General features: G+C 65.9%; 22 protein-coding genes. 12 read left to right on the forward strand and 10 right to left on the reverse strand.

What is annotated here, in order from left to right:
• Positions 1 to 5: 5 nt before the first annotated feature.
• Positions 6 to 2,453 carry a TonB-dependent receptor gene (locus ASG11_RS12195; protein ID WP_055779541.1) on the reverse strand — a complete coding sequence of 816 codons (2,448 nt, stop codon included), beginning with the start codon at positions 2,451 to 2,453 and terminating at the stop codon, positions 6 to 8.
• A gap of 244 nt (positions 2,454 to 2,697) precedes the next feature.
• Here ASG11_RS12195 and ASG11_RS12200 point away from each other — a divergent pair, with 244 nt between their 5' ends.
• Complete coding sequence (locus ASG11_RS12200; RefSeq protein ID WP_055779544.1) at positions 2,698 to 3,165, forward strand: Hsp20 family protein; 468 nt, start codon at positions 2,698 to 2,700, stop codon at positions 3,163 to 3,165.
• 60 nt (positions 3,166 to 3,225) lie between these two features.
• Here ASG11_RS12200 and ASG11_RS12205 read toward each other — a convergent pair whose 3' ends face one another.
• Both ASG11_RS12205 and secG read right to left on the reverse strand, forming a co-directional pair.
• Positions 3,226 to 4,860 (reverse strand): CTP synthase, encoded by a 1,635-nt coding sequence (locus ASG11_RS12205; RefSeq protein WP_055779547.1) that lies wholly within the window; start codon positions 4,858 to 4,860, stop codon positions 3,226 to 3,228.
• Positions 4,861 to 4,951: 91 nt separating this feature from the next.
• A complete protein-coding gene (gene secG / locus ASG11_RS12210; protein WP_055779551.1) occupies positions 4,952 to 5,341 on the reverse strand; it encodes a preprotein translocase subunit SecG in 390 nt (129 codons plus the stop codon).
• Positions 5,342 to 5,595: 254 nt separating this feature from the next.
• On the opposite strand from secG, the gene ASG11_RS12215 reads away from it, so the two are divergent.
• The 9 genes from ASG11_RS12215 (at position 5,596) to ASG11_RS12255 (ending at position 13,503) form a co-directional block, all read left to right on the forward strand.
• A complete protein-coding gene (locus tag ASG11_RS12215) occupies positions 5,596 to 5,916 on the forward strand; it encodes a MarR family transcriptional regulator (protein ID WP_055780817.1) in 321 nt (106 codons plus the stop codon).
• A gap of 181 nt (positions 5,917 to 6,097) precedes the next feature.
• Positions 6,098 to 6,229 (forward strand): hypothetical protein, encoded by a 132-nt coding sequence (locus tag ASG11_RS19375; RefSeq protein WP_269083388.1) that lies wholly within the window; start codon positions 6,098 to 6,100, stop codon positions 6,227 to 6,229.
• Positions 6,226 to 7,155 (forward strand): N-acetyl-gamma-glutamyl-phosphate reductase, encoded by a 930-nt coding sequence (gene argC / locus ASG11_RS12225; RefSeq protein WP_055779556.1) that lies wholly within the window; start codon positions 6,226 to 6,228, stop codon positions 7,153 to 7,155. Before ASG11_RS19375 ends, argC begins: the two co-directional genes overlap by 4 nt.
• A gap of 124 nt (positions 7,156 to 7,279) precedes the next feature.
• Entirely contained in the window at positions 7,280 to 8,743 is a 1,464-nt protein-coding gene (zwf, locus tag ASG11_RS12230) for a glucose-6-phosphate dehydrogenase (RefSeq protein ID WP_055779559.1), read from the forward strand.
• 112 nt (positions 8,744 to 8,855) lie between these two features.
• Positions 8,856 to 9,569, forward strand: a complete 714-nt coding sequence (pgl, locus tag ASG11_RS12235; RefSeq protein WP_055779562.1) for a 6-phosphogluconolactonase — start codon at positions 8,856 to 8,858, stop codon at positions 9,567 to 9,569.
• Between the two features lie 2 nt (positions 9,570 to 9,571).
• Positions 9,572 to 11,392 carry a phosphogluconate dehydratase gene (gene edd / locus ASG11_RS12240; RefSeq protein WP_055780820.1) on the forward strand — a complete coding sequence of 607 codons (1,821 nt, stop codon included), beginning with the start codon at positions 9,572 to 9,574 and terminating at the stop codon, positions 11,390 to 11,392.
• 133 nt (positions 11,393 to 11,525) lie between these two features.
• Positions 11,526 to 12,494 carry a glucokinase gene (gene glk / locus ASG11_RS12245; RefSeq protein WP_055780824.1) on the forward strand — a complete coding sequence of 323 codons (969 nt, stop codon included), beginning with the start codon at positions 11,526 to 11,528 and terminating at the stop codon, positions 12,492 to 12,494.
• Positions 12,491 to 13,099, forward strand: coding sequence for a bifunctional 4-hydroxy-2-oxoglutarate aldolase/2-dehydro-3-deoxy-phosphogluconate aldolase (eda, locus tag ASG11_RS12250; protein ID WP_236697468.1), 609 nt, complete (start codon positions 12,491 to 12,493; stop codon positions 13,097 to 13,099). The genes glk and eda overlap by 4 nt, the downstream gene beginning before the upstream one ends.
• Before the next feature lie 23 nt (positions 13,100 to 13,122).
• Positions 13,123 to 13,503 carry an STAS/SEC14 domain-containing protein gene (locus tag ASG11_RS12255; RefSeq protein WP_055779565.1) on the forward strand — a complete coding sequence of 127 codons (381 nt, stop codon included), beginning with the start codon at positions 13,123 to 13,125 and terminating at the stop codon, positions 13,501 to 13,503.
• Positions 13,504 to 13,646: 143 nt separating this feature from the next.
• Here the strand turns inward: ASG11_RS12255 and mltG are convergent, their stop codons facing one another.
• The 7 genes from mltG to fabD form a co-directional block, all read right to left on the reverse strand.
• Positions 13,647 to 14,615, reverse strand: a complete 969-nt coding sequence (mltG, locus tag ASG11_RS12260) for an endolytic transglycosylase MltG (protein ID WP_055779568.1) — start codon at positions 14,613 to 14,615, stop codon at positions 13,647 to 13,649.
• A 124-nt stretch (positions 14,616 to 14,739) separates the two neighbouring features.
• Positions 14,740 to 15,999 (reverse strand): beta-ketoacyl-ACP synthase II, encoded by a 1,260-nt coding sequence (gene fabF / locus ASG11_RS12265; protein WP_055779571.1) that lies wholly within the window; start codon positions 15,997 to 15,999, stop codon positions 14,740 to 14,742.
• A 136-nt stretch (positions 16,000 to 16,135) separates the two neighbouring features.
• A complete protein-coding gene (locus ASG11_RS12270; RefSeq protein ID WP_034158361.1) occupies positions 16,136 to 16,372 on the reverse strand; it encodes an acyl carrier protein in 237 nt (78 codons plus the stop codon).
• A 79-nt stretch (positions 16,373 to 16,451) separates the two neighbouring features.
• On the reverse strand, positions 16,452 to 17,105 hold the full coding sequence (locus tag ASG11_RS12275) for a hypothetical protein (protein ID WP_055779575.1): 654 nt from the start codon (positions 17,103 to 17,105) through the stop codon (positions 16,452 to 16,454).
• Between the two features lie 25 nt (positions 17,106 to 17,130).
• Entirely contained in the window at positions 17,131 to 17,868 is a 738-nt protein-coding gene (gene fabG, locus ASG11_RS12280; protein ID WP_055779578.1) for a 3-oxoacyl-[acyl-carrier-protein] reductase, read from the reverse strand.
• Between the two features lie 11 nt (positions 17,869 to 17,879).
• Complete coding sequence (locus tag ASG11_RS12285; protein WP_055780829.1) at positions 17,880 to 18,299, reverse strand: GxxExxY protein; 420 nt, start codon at positions 18,297 to 18,299, stop codon at positions 17,880 to 17,882.
• 40 nt (positions 18,300 to 18,339) lie between these two features.
• Positions 18,340 to 19,275, reverse strand: coding sequence for an ACP S-malonyltransferase (gene fabD / locus ASG11_RS12290; protein ID WP_055779581.1), 936 nt, complete (start codon positions 19,273 to 19,275; stop codon positions 18,340 to 18,342).
• Between the two features lie 170 nt (positions 19,276 to 19,445).
• Between fabD and ASG11_RS12295 the strand changes: the two genes are divergently transcribed.
• Positions 19,446 to 19,805, forward strand: a complete 360-nt coding sequence (locus ASG11_RS12295) for an RcnB family protein (protein ID WP_055779584.1) — start codon at positions 19,446 to 19,448, stop codon at positions 19,803 to 19,805.
• Between the two features lie 125 nt (positions 19,806 to 19,930).
• Positions 19,931 to 20,713 carry an acid phosphatase gene (locus ASG11_RS12300; protein WP_055780832.1) on the forward strand — a complete coding sequence of 261 codons (783 nt, stop codon included), beginning with the start codon at positions 19,931 to 19,933 and terminating at the stop codon, positions 20,711 to 20,713.
• The last annotated feature ends 163 nt before the right edge of the window (positions 20,714 to 20,876 follow it).

The raw sequence follows: 20,876 nt of genomic DNA on the forward strand, positions 1-20,876 counted from the left end.
GTAACTTAGAAAGACTTGCTCACCGTAAGCCCGTACGTCCGCGGATCACCCGGCTGACCCACGATCAGCCCGGTGCTGCCCGACTGGGTCGACAACAACTCGAAGTAATTCTGGTTGAAGGCGTTGCGGACCCACCCGAACACGTTGAAATCGTCCTTGCGATACCCGGCGCGGAAGTTCGACAGCGAATAACCCTCGATCCACGTATAGGCCGATGGCGACGGGTTGGACGAGAAGCGCGAGCGGTAATTACCGTCATAGCCGAGATAGACTTCGCCCCCGGATCCGCCGACCGGAATATTGTATTCGCCTCCCGCCGACAGCGACCATTTCGAAATACCCGGCAGGCGTTGACCGGAAATGTCGCACACGACCGGGCTGAGGCCGCCGGCCACGCCAGCCGGCCCGGGCGTGCCGGTCGTCACCGTGCCGCCGGACAGTTCGGGCGGGCACGGCGCGTTGGTGAAGCGCTGGTAGGTGGCATCGGTATAGGCACCGTTGAAATACAGGTTGAGCCGTTTGCTCGGGCGAAAGCTCGAATCGAATTCGAAACCGCGCGAGCGAACCTTGCCGGCATTGGCGAGATAGCCGCGGATCACCGTGAGCTGGCCGTTATTCACCGTCGCCTGATAATCGGCGATCTCGGTCCAGAAGGCCGCGAGGTTCAGCGTCGCGCGACGATCGAGAAACTGGGTCTTGAGCCCGATTTCATAGGCATCGACCTTTTCCGGCTTTACCGTTTGGGTGGTGAGATCGACCGCGGTGCCGGCGGCGTTGAGCGGCAGACCCGACAGATTGATGCCGCCCGACTTGAAGCTCTTCGCGTAGGTCGCATAGCCGTGGACATCGCGGGTGAAATCATACGATGCGGTGATGTCGCCCGATACGTTCCACGCGCTGAATTCCGGCGCATAGCTTTGCGGTGCCAGCGTGGCGGCCTGATCGGCGTTCAGCGTGGTGCTGCCGCTGCCGGTGCGGACCACCGAGACGTAGGATCCGCTCTTTTTGTCGTAGTTGAGCCGCAGGCCGGGCTGGATATGGAAGCCCTCGGCCACTGCCCAGTTCAGCTTGCCGAACACCGCGAAGCTGGTGTTGTCGAAGCTGATCGTATTGGTTGAAGTCAGACCGTCCAGCACCGCCGGGTTGCAGGCGTTGGCGGTTGGCGTCGCGCAGCCGCTGGATCCTACCGGGACGTTGCCGGGATTGAGCAGATACCGGCTCGCCGCCGAGCCCTGAACCTGAGATCCTTGCGTGTTGATGGTCTGATGGAAGTAGAATGCGCCGACGGTGTAATCGAGCGTATTCTTGCCATCCGACGCCAGGCGGAGTTCCTGCGACACCTGTTTCTGCTGCGAGGGGTTCTGCGACACCGTGGTGATCGGCAGGCCGATAAAGTCCCGGTCGTTCTGCGGCTGCCAGTCCCAATAGCGCCATGAGCTCACCGACGTCAGCGTCGCCGCGCCGAGATCGAGGTTCGCGACCAGCGACGCACCGCCGATTTCCTGGCGCGAATTGATGCTAGCGTCGAGGTCGGTGACCCGATCGAAGGGATTGGTGCTCGGCGGGGTATAGCCGAAGGCGGCGGCCAGCGCGTTGTATTGGCGGTTCGCGGCGCGCTGCGTGGTCCCGACGCGGGCGTAATATTGCACGCAGCAATCCGGGCTCTGCACGTTGAAATCCCCGAACAGCGTCAGGTCGAGCGTATCCGTCGCCTTCCACAACAGCTGCCCGCGCACGCCGAAATTGCGCTGGCGATGCAGATATTCGTCGGTGCGGACATTGTAGATCGTGCCCTTGCGCGTCGTGGCGGAGGTAGACAACCGGATCGCGACGTTGTCCGTGATCGGCCCGGATACGGATGCCTTGGCCTGCACGAAATTGTAATTGCCGACGCTCAGCTCGGCCTTGGCCTCGGGCGAGAAGCTCGGCGGCCGCGTGGTGATATTCAGCGCGCCGGCGGTGGTGTTCTTGCCGTAGAGCGTGCCCTGCGGCCCGCGCAGCACCTCGACCTGCGCGACATCGACGAAATCGAACGTCGATGCGCCGACGCGGCCGATATAGACGCCATCGACATAGAAGCCGACGCCCTGTTCGATCCCGTCGTTGGTCAGGCCGAACGGCGCGCCCAGGCCACGGATGTTGATCGCCGAATTGCGTGGATTGCTCGAATAGAATTGCAGCGAGGGCTGTTGCTGCTGCAGCCGATTGACGTTGAACGCGCCGGTCTTTTCGATCTCCGCCCCGCCGATCACGGACATCGCGATCGGCACTTCCTGCACGCGCTCGACGCGGCGACGCGCGGTGACGACGATGTCGCCGGGGGCTGCCGACGCCGCGTCCGGCTGCGCCTCGCTCGCGGCCTGCCCGGCGGGGGCCGCCAGCTGTTCGGGCTCGGGCGCGGTGGTTCCCGATGCGGCTTGCAACGCCAACAGTAGCGACAGTGTCGTGGACATGTGTGGTTCCCCCGCAGATTATGCGGCCTATTGTCCATCGTTTTAATAGGATAACAACATGCGGTCGCTTGCCCGCCGTGAAGCTGAGCTTTCAGCGCGTAAATTTCGTTCACCCGCCTCTTGAAGCCGAAAAAGGTGCTTCCCAGATCGCTGCCGCGCGGCGCCTTCGGGGCCGCGAAAGCTGGGCGTCGCGCCGTGGCGGGCGCCCTTTCACACCGTTGATTGCTCTTTTGGAGGATTAAACATGCGTCAGTTCGATTTGACCCCGTTCCGCCGCTCGACCGTCGGGTTCGACCGGCTGTTCGACATGCTGGAAACCAGCACCCGTCAGGCCAGCCCGGACAATTATCCGCCGTTCAATCTCGAGCGGATCGATGGCGACCGCTATCGCATCACCCTCGCCGTGGCCGGCTTCGCCCGCGACGAGATCGAGATCGTCGCGCAGCAGAACCTGCTGCAGGTGAAGGGCAAGAAGGACGAGAAGGACAATGCCGGCACCTTCCTGCACCTCGGCATCGCCAATCGCGGTTTCGAACGCCGTTTCGAACTCGCGGATTTCGTGCGGGTCGACGATGCACGGCTCAACGACGGCCTACTCGTGATCGATCTGGTCCGCGAGGTGCCGGAGGCGATGAAGCCGAAGACGGTGCCGATCAAGACCGGCGCACCGCTGATCGCAGTCGAAGACGCCGACGAGGCCAAGGCCGCGTAACGCGCTCAACGTCGTTTGAAATGGGGCGCCCGGATCGTTCCGGGCGCCTTTATCGTGCGCCTAGACCAGCCGGCTCTGCTTCACCGCCGCGGCGATGAAGCTCGCGAACAGGGGATGCGGGTCGAACGGCTTGCTCTTCAACTCCGGATGGAACTGCACGCCGACGAACCACGGATGATCCGGCCGTTCGACGATCTCGGGCAGCATGCCGTCGGGCGACATGCCGCTGAACACCAGCCCGCCCTTCTCCAGCGCCTGCCGGTAGGCGGTATTGACCTCGTAGCGGTGGCGGTGGCGTTCGGAGATGTCGGTATCGCCGTAGATCGAGGACACGACGCTGTTGCCGTCGAGCTTCGCGGCATAGGCCCCCAGCCGCATCGTGCCGCCCAGGTCGCCGCCCGCCTCGCGCTTCTCGACGCCCTCGGCGGTCATCCATTCGGTGATCATGCCGACCACCGGTTCCTCGGTCGGGCCGAATTCGGTCGAACTGGCGTCGGCGATGGCGGCGAGATCGCGCGCGCCTTCGATGCACGCCATCTGCATCCCGAAACAGATCCCGAAATAGGGTATCTCACGTTCGCGGGCGAAGCGCACGCTGGCGATCTTGCCCTCCGCGCCGCGCGACCCGAAGGCGCCGGGCACGAGGATCGCGTGCAGCGGCTCGAGCCGGGCGGCGATGTCGTTATCGGCGGATTCGAACAGCTCGGCGTCGATCCACTCGATATTGACTTTCACGCGGTTGGCGATGCCGCCGTGCACCAGCGCCTCGTTCAGCGACTTGTAGGCATCCTGCAGCCCGACATATTTGCCGACCACGCCGACGGTCACTTCGCCCTCGGGATTGGTCAGGCGGTCCATGATGTCGGTCCAGCGCGACAGATCGGGCGAGCGGCCCGGCAGGATGCCGAACGCGTTCAGCACCGCGTCGTCCAGGCCCTCCTGATGATATTGCACCGGCACCGCATAGATGCTCCTGGCATCCAGCGCCGGGATCACGGCTTCCTTGGGGACGTTGCAGAACAGGGCGATCTTGGCCCGGTCGCTTTCCGGCAACGGATGTTCGCAGCGGCACACCAGCACGTCGGGCTGTACGCCGAGCGCCGCGAGTTCGCGCACCGAATGCTGGGTCGGCTTGGTCTTCAGCTCGCCGGCCGCCGCGATGTACGGCACCAGCGTCACATGGATGCTGACCGAATTGCCGCGCCCCAGATCGTTGCGGAGTTGCCGGATCGCCTCGATGAACGGCAGCGATTCGATATCGCCGACCGTCCCGCCGATCTCGCACAGCACGAAATCGACGTCGTCGCTCTGCGCCTGGGCGAACTCCTTGATCGCGTCGGTGACGTGCGGCACGACCTGCACCGTGGCACCCAGATAATCGCCGCGCCGCTCCCGCGCGATGATCTGGCTGTAGATGCGGCCCGAGGTGATGTTGTCCGACTGGCGCGAGGGAACGCCGGTAAAGCGTTCGTAATGGCCGAGATCGAGATCGGTCTCCGCCCCGTCGTCGGTGACGTAGACCTCGCCGTGCTGGTATGGCGACATCGTGCCCGGATCGACGTTCAGATACGGATCGAACTTGCGGATGCGCACGGTGTAGCCGCGTGCCTGCAAGAGCGCCGCGAGGCTTGCCGCCATGAGACCCTTGCCGAGCGAGGAGACCACGCCGCCGGTGATGAAGATGAACCGCGCCATGGGAGAAAACGCCTAACGTCTATCGGTGCCGCGCGGCAAGCGCGCGACTCCGGTTACCTGAGAATAAAACGAATCGAAGCGGCGTCGGCGCTTACTGCGCGAGCGGCACCGCGCTGTTGCCGGTGGGTGCCGCCGCCGGTGCCATCTGGTTCGCCGCGATCGCCGCCGCGCTGCCGGCATCGACCGGAGCAGGTGCCGCGGCCGGAGCCGCCGGAGCGCCGGGCTTGGTTGCGAGCGAGGTATCGACCTTCACCGTCTGGCCGCTCGACGCCAGCACCGCGAGCAGGATCGACATGCCGACGAATGCGGTGGCCAGCACCGCGGTCGAGCGGGTCAGGAAATCCGCCGCGCCGCGCGCCGACATCAGGCCGCCCGGGCTGCCGCCGGTACCGAGGCCGCCGCCTTCCGACTTCTGCATCAGAATCACGCCGACCAGAACGGCGGCGATGATGGCGTGAACGACGAGCAGGAAAGTGAACATGGTTGTGCGGGCGATCTATGGTTTGCGAAAGCGGCCACATAGGGGAGCGCGCCGCTCCGATCAACCGGGCAGACGGCCGGCCGGACCGAAGCAGTTGCATCGTAACAAAATTAACATTCCGCGTCCGCACTGAAACCCTATCGTCATCGGATCGTTATGAACCGCGATGCAAGCCCCCGTGCATCAAGCAAAATTGGACGGAGATCGTGGCAACAATCCTCGAACAGACCCTCGGATCGACGCTCGCGACCTGGATGAAGGCGCTGGTCGATTACGTCCGCTCTGGCGAACCCGATCTGACCAACCGCCAGATGGCGCTGTTGCTCGTCGTCTATCTCAAACCCGGCCCGCACACGGTGCGCGGTTTGGCCCGGGCGCTCAACGTCTCGAAACCGGTCGTGACGCGCGCCTTGAACAGGTTGGGTGCTCTCGGCTATCTGCGCCGGCAGCGCGACGATACGGACAAGCGAAACATCTTCGTCGCGCGCACCACTGAAGGGGCAGAGTTTCTTGAAGAGTTCGGGCATTTCCTCGGCGAGGCCGAGCAACCCGCCGTACGTCGAAACGCCGCGTAGGAGCTTCGCGCTCTCGGGCCGCTCCGTCACGCTCGACCCACGAACCCACGCCGTGCGCGGCGATCTTGCCGACGTGCGTCTCGCCGATCGTGTGTTTGCTCCACATTACGCTGCGCCCATGGCGGTCAAGCTCGGTCGGGCTGTCCCACTGCGGGAAGGGGCGGACGCGAATTCGCCTATAATGGCCGAACTCGCCAACGCTGAGGATTTCGAAGTGTTCGAACTGGCAGGCAACAACGCCTGGGGCATCGCCTGCGCAAGCGGGCTGGTCGGTTACATCCAGGCTTCGGCCATCGCCGGGACGGCGAAATGACCGTCAACGTGTTCATCGACGGTGCCGTCGGCACGACCGGTCTCGAGATCGGCGACCGGCTGGCCGGCCGCCGCGACATCGCGTTGATCCAATTGCCCGAGGACAAGCGCAAGAACGCCACGGCGCGGGCGGAGGCGTTGAACGATGCCGATTTCGTCATCCTGTGCCTGCCCGACGACGCCGCGCGCGAGGCGGTATCGCTGATCGCCAACGACCGCACCCGTGTGATCGACGCGTCGACCGCCCACCGTGTCGGCGACGGCTGGACCTATGGTTTCCCCGAACTCGAACCGGGACAGCAGGCCGCGATCGCCGAGGCGAAGCGGGTGAGCAATCCGGGCTGCTACCCGACCGGGTTCCTGGCGCTCGTCCGCCCATTGGTCCGCGCCGGGTTGGTACCGGTCGATTGGCCGCTGACGGTCAACGCCGTCTCCGGCTATTCCGGTGGCGGCAAGGCGATGATCGCGGAGTTCGAAGGCAGCGCGACGCCGCCCGCCTTCCGCGCCTATGCCCTCGGCCTCGCGCACAAGCACGTGCCGGAAATGCAGAAGCACGCCCGGGTCGAGCATCCGCCGATCTTCACTCCGGCGGTGGTCGATACCTATCGCGGCATGGTCGTTCAGGTCCCCCTGCCCCTCCACGCCTTTCCCCGCCGCCCGACCCTCCACGTCTGCGAGGCGGTGCTCGGCGAGGCCTATCGCGATTGCCCGTTGATCACGGTCGCCGAGGGCGATGCGGCGATGGTCGCGATCGAGAACGACGCCGGCACGGATCGCCTGACCCTCCGCGTGTGCGGCAATCCCGATACCGGCCAGGCGCTGCTGATCGCGACGCTCGACAATCTCGGCAAGGGCGCGGGCGGCGCGGCGGTGCAGAATCTCAATGTGATGGCCGGGCTGGACCCGGTGGCGGGCTTGATCCTTTAAGCCGTCCTCGGTTCGGCCGGATGGATGTCGGGGAAGGGTTAAATTTCGCTCCACCGCACACGTATTCCAATTGTCCCCGCCCCATGCCACCGCTACGGCACCGGCACACAAGAATGAGGTCGACATGACGCGCAATCCGGTGGCGAAGCTGCTTCTGTTCGGTGCAACCGGCGATCTGGCGCAACGCATGCTGTTGCCGTCGCTCTACGGCCTGCATGCCGACGGATTGCTGCCCGATGGCCTGACGATTACCGGCACCGCACGCTCCGAGCATGACGATGCGAGCTATCGCAAATTCGCCAAGGCCGCGCTTGACGAGTTCCTGCCCGCGGATCGCAAGGACGAGAAGGCGGTCAAGTCGTTCCTCGAGCGGCTCGGCTATCAGGCGCTCGATGCGACCGACATGGCGCATTACAAGGATCTGTCGGCCAAGGTCGGCGATGTCGCCGGTGGTCTGGCGATCTTCCTGTCCACCGCGCCGTCCTTGTTCGAACCGGTGATCAAGGGCCTCGAATCCGCCGGCCTGGCCGGGCCGACGGTGCGCATCGGGCTCGAAAAGCCGCTCGGCTACGATCTGGCGAGCAGCCGCGAGATCAACGACACCGTCGCCAGCGCCTTTCCCGAGGAGCGGACGTTCCGCATCGACCATTATCTCGGCAAGGAGACGGTGCAGAACATCCTTGCCTTGCGCTTCGGCAACAGCTTCTTCGAGCCGGTGTGGAACGCGCGCGGGATCGACAACGTGCAGATCACGATCGCCGAGACGGTCGGGCTGGAGGATCGCGCGGGCTATTACGAGACCGCCGGCGCGCTGCGCGACATGGTCACGAACCACATGCTCCAGCTGCTGGCGCTGATCGCGATGGAGCCCCCTGCCCGCTTCGACGGCACGGCGGTGCGCGACGAGAAGGCCAAGGTGATCCGCTCGCTGCGCAAGATGACGCCGGAGGAGGTGCCACACCTCACCGTCACCGGCCAATATGGCGAGGGCGCGGTCGCGGGCGAGATCGTCAAGAGCTACAGCGACGAACTGGGCAAGCCGTCGAACACCGAGACGTTCGTGGCGATCAAGGCACACGTCGACAACTGGCGCTGGCAGGGCGTGCCGTTCTACATCCGCACCGGCAAGCGCCTGCCCGTCCGCCGCAGCGAGATCGCGATCCAGTTCAAGCCGGTGCCGCATTCGATGTTCGCCGGGCGTGGCGGGCTGCTCCAGCCCAACGTGCTGATCATCCGCCTGCAGCCGGAGGAATATGTCCAGCTGCTGGTGATGGCCAAGGAGCCGGGCCTCGACCGCGACGGCATCCGCCTGCGCGAAGTGCCGCTGAACCTCAGCATGGACGCGGCGTTCGCCGGCGCGCGGCGCCGCATTGCCTATGAGCGGTTGCTGCTCGACCTGATCGAAGGCGATCCCACGCTGTTCGTGCGCCGCGACGAGGTCGAGGCGCAATGGGAATGGACCGACGCGATCCGCGCCGGCTGGGACGCCAATGGCGTGAAGCCGAAGAGCTACGGTTCGGGCACCTGGGGCCCGTCGGCGGCGATCGCGCTGACCGAGCGCGACGGCGTGACCTGGCAGGACGATTGAACGGCACCTGACCGCTTTTGCTCCGTTCGTATCGAGCGCAGTAGAGACTCGGTCCAGCACGCAAGCTTCTCGACTTCGCTCGAAGCGAACGAGTTTATAATTTGGAGTTATCATGAGCGACGAACATGAAATCGAATGGTGGGATTACGAGGACGCCGAGGAGATGGCCGCGGCGGTCGCCGGCGATATCGCCTTCATCATCGAAAGCGCAATCGATGCGCGCGGCGGTGCGGTGATCGCGCTGTCGGGCGGCAAGACGCCGATCCCGATCTACGCCAAGCTCGCCGAGACGAAACTGGACTGGAAGCGGGTCACGATCATCCCGACCGACGAGCGCATCGTGCCGCTCGGCGATCCGCTGTCGAACGTGACGATGATCGCCAAGACCTTCCTGCCCAAGGGGGCGCGGGTGATGCCGATCGTCAGCGACAAGGCGGCCGACTACAAGGCGGCCGGGCGTTCGGCCGATGCGCTGATGCAGGACCTGCACTGGCCGTTGGACCTGTGCCTGCTCGGCGTGGGGGCTGACGGCCACACCGCATCGATCTTCCCCGGCGCCGATTTCGAGGAAGCGATCGCCGGCCCGAACGAGCGTCGCGCGCTGGGCGTGATGCCCGATCCGCTGCCGCCCGAGGCTCCGGTCGCGCGCATCACGCTCAGCCGCGCCGCGATCGTCTCGGCCAAGGCGCTCCTGATCGCCGTCACCGGCGACGCCAAGCGCAAGGTGATCGAGGACGCGATCAAACAGGGTCCGTCGTCGAAATACCCGATCGGTCGCGTGCTCGCCGATGCCGAACTGCCCGTGGACATCCACTGGAGCGAATGACGATGCCCGCGCTGCATGCCGAGATCGGGGCCGTCACGGATCGCATCGTCACGCGGTCCAGGCCCACGCGAGACGCCTATCTCGCGCTGATCCGGCATGAGCGCGATCATGGCCTCGAACGCCCCTCGCTCGGCTGCGCCAATCTCGCGCACGGCTATGCCGGGACGGACGAGGACCGTGACGTCATGAAGCCGGGCCAGGCCATGAACATCGGCATTGTCACCGCGTACAACGACATGCTCTCGGCCCATGCGGTCTATTATCGCTATCCCGAACAGATGAAGGTCTGGGCGCGCGAGGCCGGCGTCACCGCGCAGGTGGCGGGCGGCGTGCCGGCGATGTGCGACGGCGTGACGCAGGGCTATCCCGGCATGGAACTCTCGCTGTTCAGCCGCGACACGATCGCGATGAGCACCGGCATCGCGCTCAGCCACGGCCTGTTCGAGGGTGCGGCCCTGCTCGGCATCTGCGACAAGATCGTACCCGGCCTGCTGATGGGCGCGCTGCGCTTCGGGCATCTGCCGATGCTCCTCATCCCCGGCGGCCCGATGCGCACCGGCCTCGCCAACAAGGCCAAGGCCGCGGTGCGCGAGCGCTACGCCACGGGCGACGCCAGCCGCGAGGAACTGCTCGAGGCCGAGATCGCCGCCTATCACGGCAAGGGCACCTGCACCTTCTTCGGCACGGCCAACTCCAATCAGATGATGATGGAGATGATGGGCCTGCACATCCCCGGCGCGGCCTTCGCCAACCCCGGCACGAAGCTGCGCCAGGAACTCACCCGCGCCGCCGTCCACCGCATCGCGAAGATCGGCTGGCAAGGCGACGATTACCGCCCGATCGGCCGGTGCGTCGACGAACGCGCGATCGTCAATGCGGCGATCGGGTTGCTCGCGACCGGCGGATCGACCAACCATCTGATCCACCTGCCCGCCATCGCCGCCTGCGCCGGGATCGTGATCGACTGGGAGGATTTCGATCGCCTGTCGAAGGTCGTACCGCTGATCGCGCGCGTCTATCCGAACGGCTCGGCCGACGTGAACCAGTTCGAGTATGCCGGCGGCATGCCGTACGTGATCCGCGAACTGCTCTCCGCCGGGCTGATGCACGGCGACGTGCTGACCGCCGGCGGCGACCGCATGGCCGATTTCGGCACCAAGCCCGAAATGCGGGGCGACACGCTTGCCTGGACCGATCCGGGCGCGAGCAAGGACGACAGCATCGTCCGCCCCGCGAGCGCGCCCTTCTCGGCCGAAGGCGGCTTCCGCATCCTCGCCGGCAATCTCGGCCGCGCCTGCATCAAGGTCAGCGCCGTCGATCGCGATCGCTGGACGATCGAGGCCCCGGCGCGCGTCTTCTCGACCCAGCAGGAGGTGCAGGACGCCTTCAAGGCCGGCGAACTCGATCGCGACGTCGTGGTCGTGGTCCGCTTCCAGGGCCCGCGCGCCAACGGCATGCCCGAACTGCACAAGCTGACTCCGCCTCTGGGCGTCCTCCAGAACAAGGGCTTCCGCGTCGCTCTGGTCACCGACGGCCGGATGTCGGGGGCGAGCGGCAAGGTGCCGTGCGCGATCCATTCCAGCCCCGAGGCGCTGGGCGGCGGTCCCTTGGGCAAGGTCCGCGACGGCGACGTCATCCGCCTGAGCGCCGAGACCGGCGAACTGGTCGCTCTGGTCGATCCGGCCGAATGGGCCGCGCGCGATTTCGCCGAGGCACCCGCCCCGGCGATCGGCATGGGCCGCGAGATGTTCGCACTGATGCGCACGACCGCCAACGAGGCGGAACGCGGCGGATCGGCGATGCTCGCGGCGATGGGCTGGTGAATGGCGCCACCCCCGTCATGCTGAACTTGTTTCAGCATCCAGGCGCGGTCGCTCGCCTGACGAACACTGTCTTTTTGGCCGCTGACCGCGCCTGGATCCTGACACGAGTTCAGGATGACGGAGTATTTGCATGATGGAACTGGTCGCAGTCGATCTCGGCGGCACGCACGCCCGCTTCGCGATCGCCGAGGTGGCCGACGGCCGCGTCGTCGCGCTCGGCGAGCCGGTCACGCTGAAGACCGCCGATTATGCCAGCCTGCAGACCGCATGGCAGGCGTTCGGCGCACAGGCGGGGCGCGACCTGCCGCGCGCCGCCGCGATCGCGGTCGCCTCGCCGATCGGCGGTGAGGTCATCAAGATGACCAACAATCCCTGGATCATCCGCCCCGCCCTGATTCCTGATCGCCTGCAGGTCGACACGTTCAGCCTGATCAACGATTTCGGCGCGGTCGGCCATGCCGTGGCGCAGGCGCGCGCCGAGGATTTCCTACACCTCGCCGGCCCGGACGAGGCGTTTCCCGACACCGGCGTCATCACGGTCTGCGGCCCCGGCACCGGCCTCGGCGTCGCGCAGGTCGTCAACACCGATCACGGCTATCACGTCCTCCCGACCGAAGGCGGCCATGTCGATTATGCCCCGCTCGACGGAATCGAGGACGCGTTCGTCAAGCATCTGCGCAAGACCTTCACCCGGGTCTCGACCGAGCGGATCGTTGCGGGCCCCGGCATCGTCGCGATCTACGAGACGCTCGCCGACATCGAAGGTCGCGCCGTCCAGCGGCTGGACGACAAGACGATCTGGAGCCTGGCGCTGGAGGGCAAAGACAGTCTGGCGCTCGCCGCGCTCGATCGCTTCTGCCTCAGCCTGGGCGCGGTGGCGGGCGATCTCGCGCTCGCCCATGGCGCCAGGGGCGTGGTGATCGCCGGCGGGCTCGGCCTGCGGCTCAAGGATCATTTCGCACGCTCCGGTTTCGCGCAGCGCTTCGCCGCCAAGGGGCGGTTCCAGACCATGATGGCGGCGATCCCCGTCAAACTCATCATCCATCCGCAGCCCGGCCTTTACGGCGCCGCCGCTGCCTTCGCGCAGGAGCATAGCCGGTGACGGGCATCGAACAGATCATGCGGACCAGCGCCGTCATCCCCGTGCTCGTGATCGACGACCTCGCCACCGCGCGCCCCCTGGCCGAGGCGCTGGTGGCCGGCGGCCTGCGCGTCCTGGAAGTGACGCTGCGCACGCCCTGCGCGCTGGAAGCGATGCAGGAGATGAAGAAGGTGCCGGGCGCGATCGTCGGCGCCGGCACGGTGGTCGACACCGCGCAATTCGCTCAGGTGATGGATGCCGGCGCGGAGTTCATCGTCTCGCCCGGCCTGACCGAGCGGCTGGCGACGCCGATCATCGAAAGCGGCGTGCCCTATCTGCCCGGTATCGCCAATGCCGGCGACATCATGCGCGGGCTGGACATGGGCCTGACGCATTTCAAGTTCTTCCCGGCCGAGGCGAGTGGCGGTCTGAAGGCGTTGAAGGCGCTTGCCGCGCCTTTCTATCAGGCGAAGTTCTGCCCCACCGGCGGGATCGGCGAAGCGACCGCACCCGACTGGCTGGCCTTCGCGCCGGTGCTGTGCGTCGGCGGCAGCTGGGTCGTCGGCGGCTCGATGGCCGAGGTCGAAGCGAGGGCGCGGGCAGCGGCGGCGCTAGGCGGGCGTTAACCGAGAGCCGCTAATCGACGAAGATGTTCGAAATCCGCTTCGACGATCAGACCGGCATCCTGCATCTGCGCCTTGAAGGGCATTGGAGCGCGGCGACTTTCGCACATTTCACCGCCACGTTGCTGTACACGGTCACGAAATTGCGTCTCACGAGCCGTCGCTATGCGGTGCTGAGCGATGCGAGCGCCTTCGCGGTGCAGACCCCGGCAATCGCCGCGGCATTCGATCGCGTGATGCGCCACGACAAGGCGAAGCGCGCCCGCGCCGTCGCGATCGTGGTCGGCTCGACGCTGAACCGCCTGCAGGTGAAACGCACGATCGACGCCCCGAACCTGCGTGTGTTCGACACGCGTGATGAAGCTTTGGAGTGGCTAACGGGCGTGATGATCCCGGACGCCGTCTAAGCTCCTCCCCGGCACGGGGAGGTGGCAGCCGAAGGCTGACGGAGGGGGCGGGCCGGCAACGTCCCGCTCGGTGAGAGCCCCCTCCACCATTCGCGTGAAGAACGCGAACGGCCCCCCTCCCCGTACCGGGGAGGAGTCACCGATCACATCTCGCCGCGCGACCTCCTGATCGCATACCATTTCTGCACGTTGGCGTTGTGCTGCTCCAGCGTGTCGGCGAATACGTGCCCGCCGGTGCCGTCCGCCACGAAATACAAGGCGTTCGACTGCGCCGGATCGAGCACCGCATCGATGCTTGCCCGTCCCGGATTGGCGATCGGCCCCGCCGGAAGGCCAATCATCGCATAGGTGTTGTAGCCGTTCACCGCCTTAACCTCCGACCGCAGGATCCGGCGACCGAGCGGCCGGCCCTTGGTCAGCGGGTAGATGATCGTCGGATCGGCCTGCAGCATCATCCCGCGCTTCAACCGGTTCGAATAGACTGCGGCGACGGTGCGGCGTTCGGTCGGCTTGCCGGTTTCCTTCTCCACGATCGAGGCGAGGATCAGCGCCTCGCGCGGGGTCTTCACCGCGATACCCGGCTTGCGCTTGGCCCAGGCGTCGGCGAGGTATCCGGTCATCGCGCGCTGCATGCGCTCGACCATGAAGGCGCGCGTATCGCCACGCTGGAAGCTGTAACTGTCGGGCAGGATGGTGCCCTCGACCGGCACGGGAACCTCGCCGACCAACCCCTGCGACTTCATCAGCACGTCATGCACCATCACCGAAGGGTATCCTTCGGGAATCGTGACGAAGCGCTGCAGCGTCTTGCCGCCTTGCAGCAGCTTCAGGATATCCGACTGGCTGAGATGCGCGGGCAGGCGATATTCGCCCGCCTTGATCCCCTGCCCGCCGCCGAACACGCGGGCCAGCAGGCGGAAGCGGCTGGCCGAGCTGATCGCGCCGGCCTTCTCGAGCTGTTCGGCCGCGCTCGCCAGGCTGGTGCCCGGTGCGATCTGGATCGAGATGTTGCGCGGCGACGGGCCGGCATGGCCCCATTGCTGCATCACCACGAACCCGCCGGCGAGCGCGACAAGCACCAGGAGGAGAATGAGGCAGCCGAATTTCCTCATTTCTGTTCCCCGGCAAAGGCCGGGGTCCAGTCGCGAAGGTGGATGTAACGAAGCGCGGCACCAACCAACGAACGGCTCCCGACCGGGCCCCGGCCTTCGCCGGGAAACAAGACGCGATTGATCGTCAAATCGCCTTCATCACCAGCGATGCGTTGGTCCCGCCGAAGCCGAACGAATTGTTCAGCACCGCCTTCACCTTCCGCTCCTTCGCCGTGTGCGGCACGAGATCGACGCCGACGCAATTCTCGCTCGGATTGTCGAGGTTGAGCGTCGGCGGCACGATCTGGTCGCGCATCGCCAGGATGCAGAAGATGCTCTCCACCGCACCGGCCCCGCCGAGCAGATGCCCGATCGCCGACTTGGTCGAGGACATCGACAGCGTATCGATATTGCTGCCGAACAGACGGCGCACCGCGTTCAGCTCAAGCTCGTCGCCCAAAGGCGTCGAAGTGCCGTGCGCGTTGATGTAATCGATGTCCGACAATTGCAGGCCCGACTTGCGCATCGCCATTTCCATCGACCGGAACGCGCCCGACCCTTCCGGATGCGGGGCGGTCACGTGATAGGCATCGCCCGACAGGCCGTAGCCAATCACCTCGGCATAGATCTTCGCGCCGCGCGCCTTGGCGTGCTCGTATTCCTCGAGGCAGACGACGCCTGCGCCCTCGCCCATCACGAAACCGTCGCGGTCCACATCATAGGGGCGGCTGGCGCGTTCCGGCGTATCGTTGAAGTTGGTGCTGAGCGCGCGCGCCTGGGCGAAACCGGCGATGCCCAACGGGCAGATCGCGCCTTCCGCGCCACCGGCGAGCATCACGTCGGCATCGTCCATCGCGATCATCCGCGCGGCGTCGCCGATCGAATGCGCGCCGGTCGAACAGGCCGTGACGACGGCGTGGTTCGGGCCCATCAGGCCGTATTTGATCTGCACCTGCCCGGTGATCAGGTTGATCAGCCGCCCGTGCACGAAATGCGGCGAGACCCGGCTCGGTCCCTTTTCATACAGCACGATCGATTCGCTGGCGATGCCCGGAAGCCCGCCGATCCCGGCGCCGATCGAGCAGCCGGCGCGATATTTCTGCTCCTCGGTCATGTCGAGCAGCCCGGCATCCTCCAGCGCCTGACCGGCCGCGTCGATGCCGTAGATGATGAACGGATCCACCTGCCGCTGCACCTTGTGATCCACGCGCTTGTTCGGATCGAAGCCATATTCGTGATCGGCCGGCTTCACCTCGCAGGCGATGCGACACTTATATTCGCTGGCGTCGAAACGCGTGATCACGTCGGCGCCGGATTTCGCGGCGATGATGTTCTTCCACGCCGTTTCGACATCTGCGCCGAGCGGGGTGACGAGGCCAAGTCCGGTTACGACAACACGGCGCATGGGTGGTTCTCCGTATCTCTTCAAAAGCGAACGGCCCCCCGCCCCTGTGCGATACGCCGGGACGGGGAGCCGTTCATGTCTTCGTGCGGTCGATGGGCGCGGGCCGCGCGATTGCGCGAGAACCCATGCCCGCCGATCAGTCCTTATGCTCGTCGATGAAGGTGATCGCGTCCTTGACGGTCGTGATCTTCTCGGCGGCATCGTCGGGGATCTCGACGCCGAACTCTTCCTCGAAGGCCATCACCAGCTCGACGATGTCGAGGCTGTCCGCACCAAGATCGTCGATGAAGCTCGCGTCCTCGGTGACCTTGTCGGCTTCGACGCCGAGATGCTCGACGACAATCTTCTTAACGCGGTCTGCGGTCTCGCTCATGGTATCGTCCCTCTATCGCTGGGGGTTTTTGGTAATTGCTGAACGCACGTAGAACGCGCTTGGAGCCTGCGCAAGGGGTTCAACCCTTCTTGAAGGACGCCCGGGCCACCTCTTGCAGATGCATTCCCCACAATCCCTGCGCGACGAGATGGGCCAGCTGCGTGCGTTGATCGTCGTCGAACTTGGCGGGATCCAGCCCTGCCGGTCCCATTCCCGCCATCGCGGTCGCCATCTGCGTGCCGTCCACCTTGCCGGAATCGAACGCCGCCTTCGTCGCCGCGTCGAGATGGTCGGACAGCGCGCGCAGGATGGTGGCATTCAGCCCCAGGTCGCGGCCCTGCCGCACGGCGTCGTCCAGAAAGATGCGTCCCGAAAAATACTGCAGGGCGGCGTTCTGGCGCACCGCGCCCCAGCCCTGTCCGGCGCGGCACGTCGCGATCGTCTCGCCGAGCAGGTGGAACGTCTCCTGCTGCTTGCGGGTCTTCGCGGCATATCCGGCTCTGACGATGTCGATCAGATCGTCGAACGGAATGCGGTGCGAGAATTGATAGACGCACGCGACCGGCCCGGTATCGCGCGAACTCAGGTCGGAAGCGCTCGACGTGGTGTCGTTGCCGCCGGGCAAACCGCGCTGGCTGTAGTCCGGGCCGAGTCTCTGCGCGGCCGCGACGCCGGGCCACGATGCCAGCCCCGCCACGAGAAGAACTACGCTTTTCAACCCCGACTTCAGCATCGTGCGTCTCCCCTACAGCGCCGGTTCAGATCATCGCCATGCCGCCGTTGACGTGCAACGTCTGGCCGGTGACGTAGCCGGCTTCCCTGCTCGCCAGATAGACGACCGCGGCGCCGATGTCAGCGCCTTCGCCCATCTTTCCGGCCGGAATTCGTGCGTTGAGCGCCTCTTTCTGCGCATCGGGCAGCGCATCGGTCATCGGCGACGTGATGAAGCCGGGCGCGACGCAATTGACGGTGATGCCGCGGCTGGCGAGTTCCTGCGCCAGCGCCTTGGACATGCCGACCAGGCCCGCCTTGGACGCTGCATAGTTCGCCTGCCCCGGATTGCCCGTCGTGCCGACGACCGAGGTGATCGAGACGATCCGCCCGAACCGCGCCTTCATCATCGGCCGCGCCGCCGCCCGCGCCAGCCGGAACGCCGCCTCCAAATTGACGCGAATGACGGTATCCCACTCCTCGTCCTTCATCCGCATCACCAGATTGTCGCGCGTGACGCCAGCGTTGTTGACGACGATGTCCAGCTTGCCGAACGCTTCGACCGCCGATGGCACCAGCGCATCGACCGCCGCCCCGTCGGACAGGTCGCACGGCAAGGCGACATGGTCCCCCCCGAGGCTGTCCCTGAATGCCTCCAGCTTGCCGAGATTGGACCCGGACACCGCCAACCGCGCCCCCTGCGCGGCGAGCGCCTGAGCGACGGCGGAGCCGATCCCGCCCGATGCGCCGGTAACGAGCGCGGTCATCCCTGTGAGGTCGAACATCAGTTACTCCATTAGATTTTGTTCACGCGGAGACGCGGAGACGCGGAGGAGCGGTGTTCATTGACGATCCGCCGTACTCCCTCCTTGAGCGTTGCGCCGCCGAAATTGATGAGCATCCCGACGGGCTGTTTGGTCAATCGCAGATACGTTAGCAATTGCTTGCCATGAGCTGCATTTAAACGTTCGACGGATTTAATTTCTACGATCAGACGTTCATCGACCAACAGATCAATACGAAACGCGGCTTCAAAAACCATCCCCTCGAATTCGATGTTAACGGGGCGCTGACGCGCCACCTTATATCCCATTTCGATCAGCTTGGTCGCCAGAACGGTTTCGTACACGCTCTCAAGCAGCCCTGACCCAAGATCACGGTGCAGTCGCAGCGCTACGGCGAGCACATCGCCACTTATCTCATCGATATCCCGCACGTCTTCTCCGCGTCTCCGCGCCTCCGCGTGAACCATCCTACTAGAGGCTTGCAAAAAGCCCTTCGATATCGTCCATCGTGATCACGCTCGTCGCCTCGACGTCGGGGGCGATGCGTTTGACCATCGGGCTCAGCACCTTGCCGCCGAATTCCACGAAGCGGTCCACGCCGGTCCCGGCCATCGCCAGCACCGATTCGCGCCAGCGCACCATGCCCGTCACCTGCTCCACAAGCAGGCGGCGGATCGTGTCGGGATCGCTGACCGCCGCCGCCGTGACGTTGGCGAACACCGGCACCAACGGCGCATCGATGCGCGCCTCGGCCAGCGCCTTTTCCATCGCGTCGGCGGCCGGCTGCATCAGCGGGCAATGGAACGGCGCGGAAACCGGCAGCAGCACCGCGCGCTTGGCACCCATGTCCTTCGCCATGGCGATCGCCCGCTCGATCGCGCCGCGCGCGCCGGAGATCACCACCTGCGACGGATCATTGTCGTTCGCCACGGTGCACACCTCGCCCTCGGCGGCGGCAGCGGCGATCGCCTTGGCCTTTTCGACATCGGCGCCGAGCAGGGCGGCCATCGCCCCCTCGCCCACCGGCACCGCGGCCTGCATCGCCTGGCCGCGATGCTTGAGCAGGATCGCCGTCGTCGCCAGATCCAGCGCGCCCGCCGCGCACAGCGCCGTATATTCGCCGAGCGAGTGGCCGGCGACGTAATCCGCCTTGTCGGCCAGCCGCATGCCCCCCTCCCGCTCCAGCACGCGCAAGGTGGCGATCGCGTTCGCCATGATCGCCGGCTGGGCATTCTCGGTCAGTACGAGCTGATCCTCCGGCCCCTCGGTCATCAGGCGGAAGAGATGCTGGCCCAGCGCCTCGTCGACCTCCTGAAAGACCGCCTTGGCGACCGGGCTGGCGTCGGACAGGGCCTTGCCCATGCCGACGGCCTGGCTGCCCTGCCCGGGAAAGATGAATGCTCGCATGGGTTTCGCTCCGTGATCAGGCGCGCCGGACTAGACATGCGCGAAGCCCCCGGCAAGCTTGCGACAATTTGCGACCATTTCGTCGCATTGTTGGGACGGGGCTGCGACACCTGCCTCCCATTTAGGAGAGGACGCCAAGAACGGCGCCGGGTTTTTCGGGAGTTAAAACCATGAAGAAGATCATCCTCGCAGCATTGGCCGCCACGGTCGCCATCTCGCCCCTCGCCGCCACGGTGGCCGAAGCGCAGCAATATCAGCAGCGTCGCGACACCACGATCGTCAAGCGCAACGGCAATGTCGTGCAGCGCACCGTCACCCGTCAGGCGGCACCGCAATATCGCAACTGGCGCAAGGGCGAGCGCTTCGACCGTCGCTATGCGCAGAATTATCGCCAGATCGATTATCGCCAGTATCGCGGCCTGCGCGCCCCGCCGCGCGGCTACCATTATGTCCGCTCGGGCAACGATGCGGTTCTGGTCGGCATCACCAGCGGGCTGATCGCCGCCGTCGTCACCGGTGCGATCCGGTAACTTCACCCGGTAGATCATCGGGCATGCCAGCCGGGTGGCGGCGGGACTTCGGTTCCGCCGCCATCTTGCTATGGAGCATCGGCATCTGGCATCAGACTCGCCGGACCTTGCTGGAGCGACCGGACATGCGCATGCGGACCTGGGTATTGGCGGCGGCCGTCGCCGGCACGGCGAGCGTGCCCTATCTGGTCAACGGCCAGGCGCGGTCCGGCTATCTGCCCTCCGGCACGCTCGACATCACGCAGGTGCTATCGCCCGCGCCCAAGCCCGACGACGAGCGCGGGCGAGCCGACCGGGCGATCTTCAAGGCGACGCGCGCACTGCTCAAGACCCCGCGCGGCGACCTTGCCACCCGCGACGTGACCACCAGCGTGCCATATATGGCGAGCGCGTATTCCTGCGCGCTGGGCGTGACGTTGAGCCCGGAAACTGCACCGCTGACGGTCAAGCTGATCGCCAAGGCCGGAGTGGATTCGGGCACGCAATCCGGCGCGGCGAAAGACTTCTACAAGCGACTGCGCCCGTTCCAGATCGATACCGGCGCGATTTGCCAACCGGCGGAGCAGTTGAAGGGCAGCTACGATTACCCCTCCGGCCACACGACCTGGGGCTGGACCTGGGCGCTGATCCTCGCCGAACTCGCGCCGGATCGCGCCACGCCGATTCTGGCGCGGGGGCGGGCCTATGGCGAAAGCCGCATCGTCTGCGGGGTGCACAATGCCAGCGCGGTCGAGGCCGGGCGGATCACCGCATCGTCCAGCGTCGCGGCGGAACACGGGCAGGCATCGTTCATCGCCGATGTCGCAGCGGCGAAGGCGGAGATCGCGGCGCTGCGGGCAAACCCGGCGGCAGCGAAACCAACCGGATGCGACGCTGAAGCGAAGCTGGTGGCGCAACCCATCCTCTGACGGCGTCCGGCCACTCCACCTCCGCAGGCATCAAGCACCTTGCCTTCTCCCCGAAATCCGCTATGGACCGCCGCTTCGGGGCGGTCCGCACACGCGGCCCGCCCCGTTGCATTGAGTACGACAGCCGGAGGGGCGTCTCGCATGGTGCGGGCGTCAGCGATCG

The organism is Sphingomonas sp. Leaf357, from assembly GCF_001423845.1.
In the GTDB taxonomy this organism is placed as follows: domain Bacteria; phylum Pseudomonadota; class Alphaproteobacteria; order Sphingomonadales; family Sphingomonadaceae; genus Sphingomonas.

What these genes read in the sequence shown, in the direction of transcription:
- ASG11_RS12195 (WP_055779541.1), bottom strand. Translation starts at nt 2,453, where the DNA reads ATGTCCACGACACTGTCGCTACTGTTGGCGTTGCAAGCCGCATCGGGA.
- ASG11_RS12200 (WP_055779544.1), top strand. Translation starts at nt 2,698, where the DNA reads ATGCGTCAGTTCGATTTGACCCCGTTCCGCCGCTCGACCGTCGGGTTC.
- ASG11_RS12205 (WP_055779547.1), bottom strand. Translation starts at nt 4,860, where the DNA reads ATGGCGCGGTTCATCTTCATCACCGGCGGCGTGGTCTCCTCGCTCGGC.
- secG (WP_055779551.1), bottom strand. Translation starts at nt 5,341, where the DNA reads ATGTTCACTTTCCTGCTCGTCGTTCACGCCATCATCGCCGCCGTTCTG.
- ASG11_RS12215 (WP_055780817.1), top strand. Translation starts at nt 5,596, where the DNA reads ATGAAGGCGCTGGTCGATTACGTCCGCTCTGGCGAACCCGATCTGACC.
- ASG11_RS19375 (WP_269083388.1), top strand. Translation starts at nt 6,098, where the DNA reads ATGGCCGAACTCGCCAACGCTGAGGATTTCGAAGTGTTCGAACTGGCA.
- argC (WP_055779556.1), top strand. Translation starts at nt 6,226, where the DNA reads ATGACCGTCAACGTGTTCATCGACGGTGCCGTCGGCACGACCGGTCTC.
- zwf (WP_055779559.1), top strand. Translation starts at nt 7,280, where the DNA reads ATGACGCGCAATCCGGTGGCGAAGCTGCTTCTGTTCGGTGCAACCGGC.
- pgl (WP_055779562.1), top strand. Translation starts at nt 8,856, where the DNA reads ATGAGCGACGAACATGAAATCGAATGGTGGGATTACGAGGACGCCGAG.
- edd (WP_055780820.1), top strand. Translation starts at nt 9,572, where the DNA reads ATGCCCGCGCTGCATGCCGAGATCGGGGCCGTCACGGATCGCATCGTC.
- glk (WP_055780824.1), top strand. Translation starts at nt 11,526, where the DNA reads ATGGAACTGGTCGCAGTCGATCTCGGCGGCACGCACGCCCGCTTCGCG.
- ASG11_RS12255 (WP_055779565.1), top strand. Translation starts at nt 13,123, where the DNA reads ATGTTCGAAATCCGCTTCGACGATCAGACCGGCATCCTGCATCTGCGC.
- mltG (WP_055779568.1), bottom strand. Translation starts at nt 14,615, where the DNA reads ATGAGGAAATTCGGCTGCCTCATTCTCCTCCTGGTGCTTGTCGCGCTC.
- fabF (WP_055779571.1), bottom strand. Translation starts at nt 15,999, where the DNA reads ATGCGCCGTGTTGTCGTAACCGGACTTGGCCTCGTCACCCCGCTCGGC.
- ASG11_RS12270 (WP_034158361.1), bottom strand. Translation starts at nt 16,372, where the DNA reads ATGAGCGAGACCGCAGACCGCGTTAAGAAGATTGTCGTCGAGCATCTC.
- ASG11_RS12275 (WP_055779575.1), bottom strand. Translation starts at nt 17,105, where the DNA reads ATGCTGAAGTCGGGGTTGAAAAGCGTAGTTCTTCTCGTGGCGGGGCTG.
- fabG (WP_055779578.1), bottom strand. Translation starts at nt 17,868, where the DNA reads ATGTTCGACCTCACAGGGATGACCGCGCTCGTTACCGGCGCATCGGGC.
- fabD (WP_055779581.1), bottom strand. Translation starts at nt 19,275, where the DNA reads ATGCGAGCATTCATCTTTCCCGGGCAGGGCAGCCAGGCCGTCGGCATG.
- ASG11_RS12295 (WP_055779584.1), top strand. Translation starts at nt 19,446, where the DNA reads ATGAAGAAGATCATCCTCGCAGCATTGGCCGCCACGGTCGCCATCTCG.
- ASG11_RS12300 (WP_055780832.1), top strand. Translation starts at nt 19,931, where the DNA reads ATGCGCATGCGGACCTGGGTATTGGCGGCGGCCGTCGCCGGCACGGCG.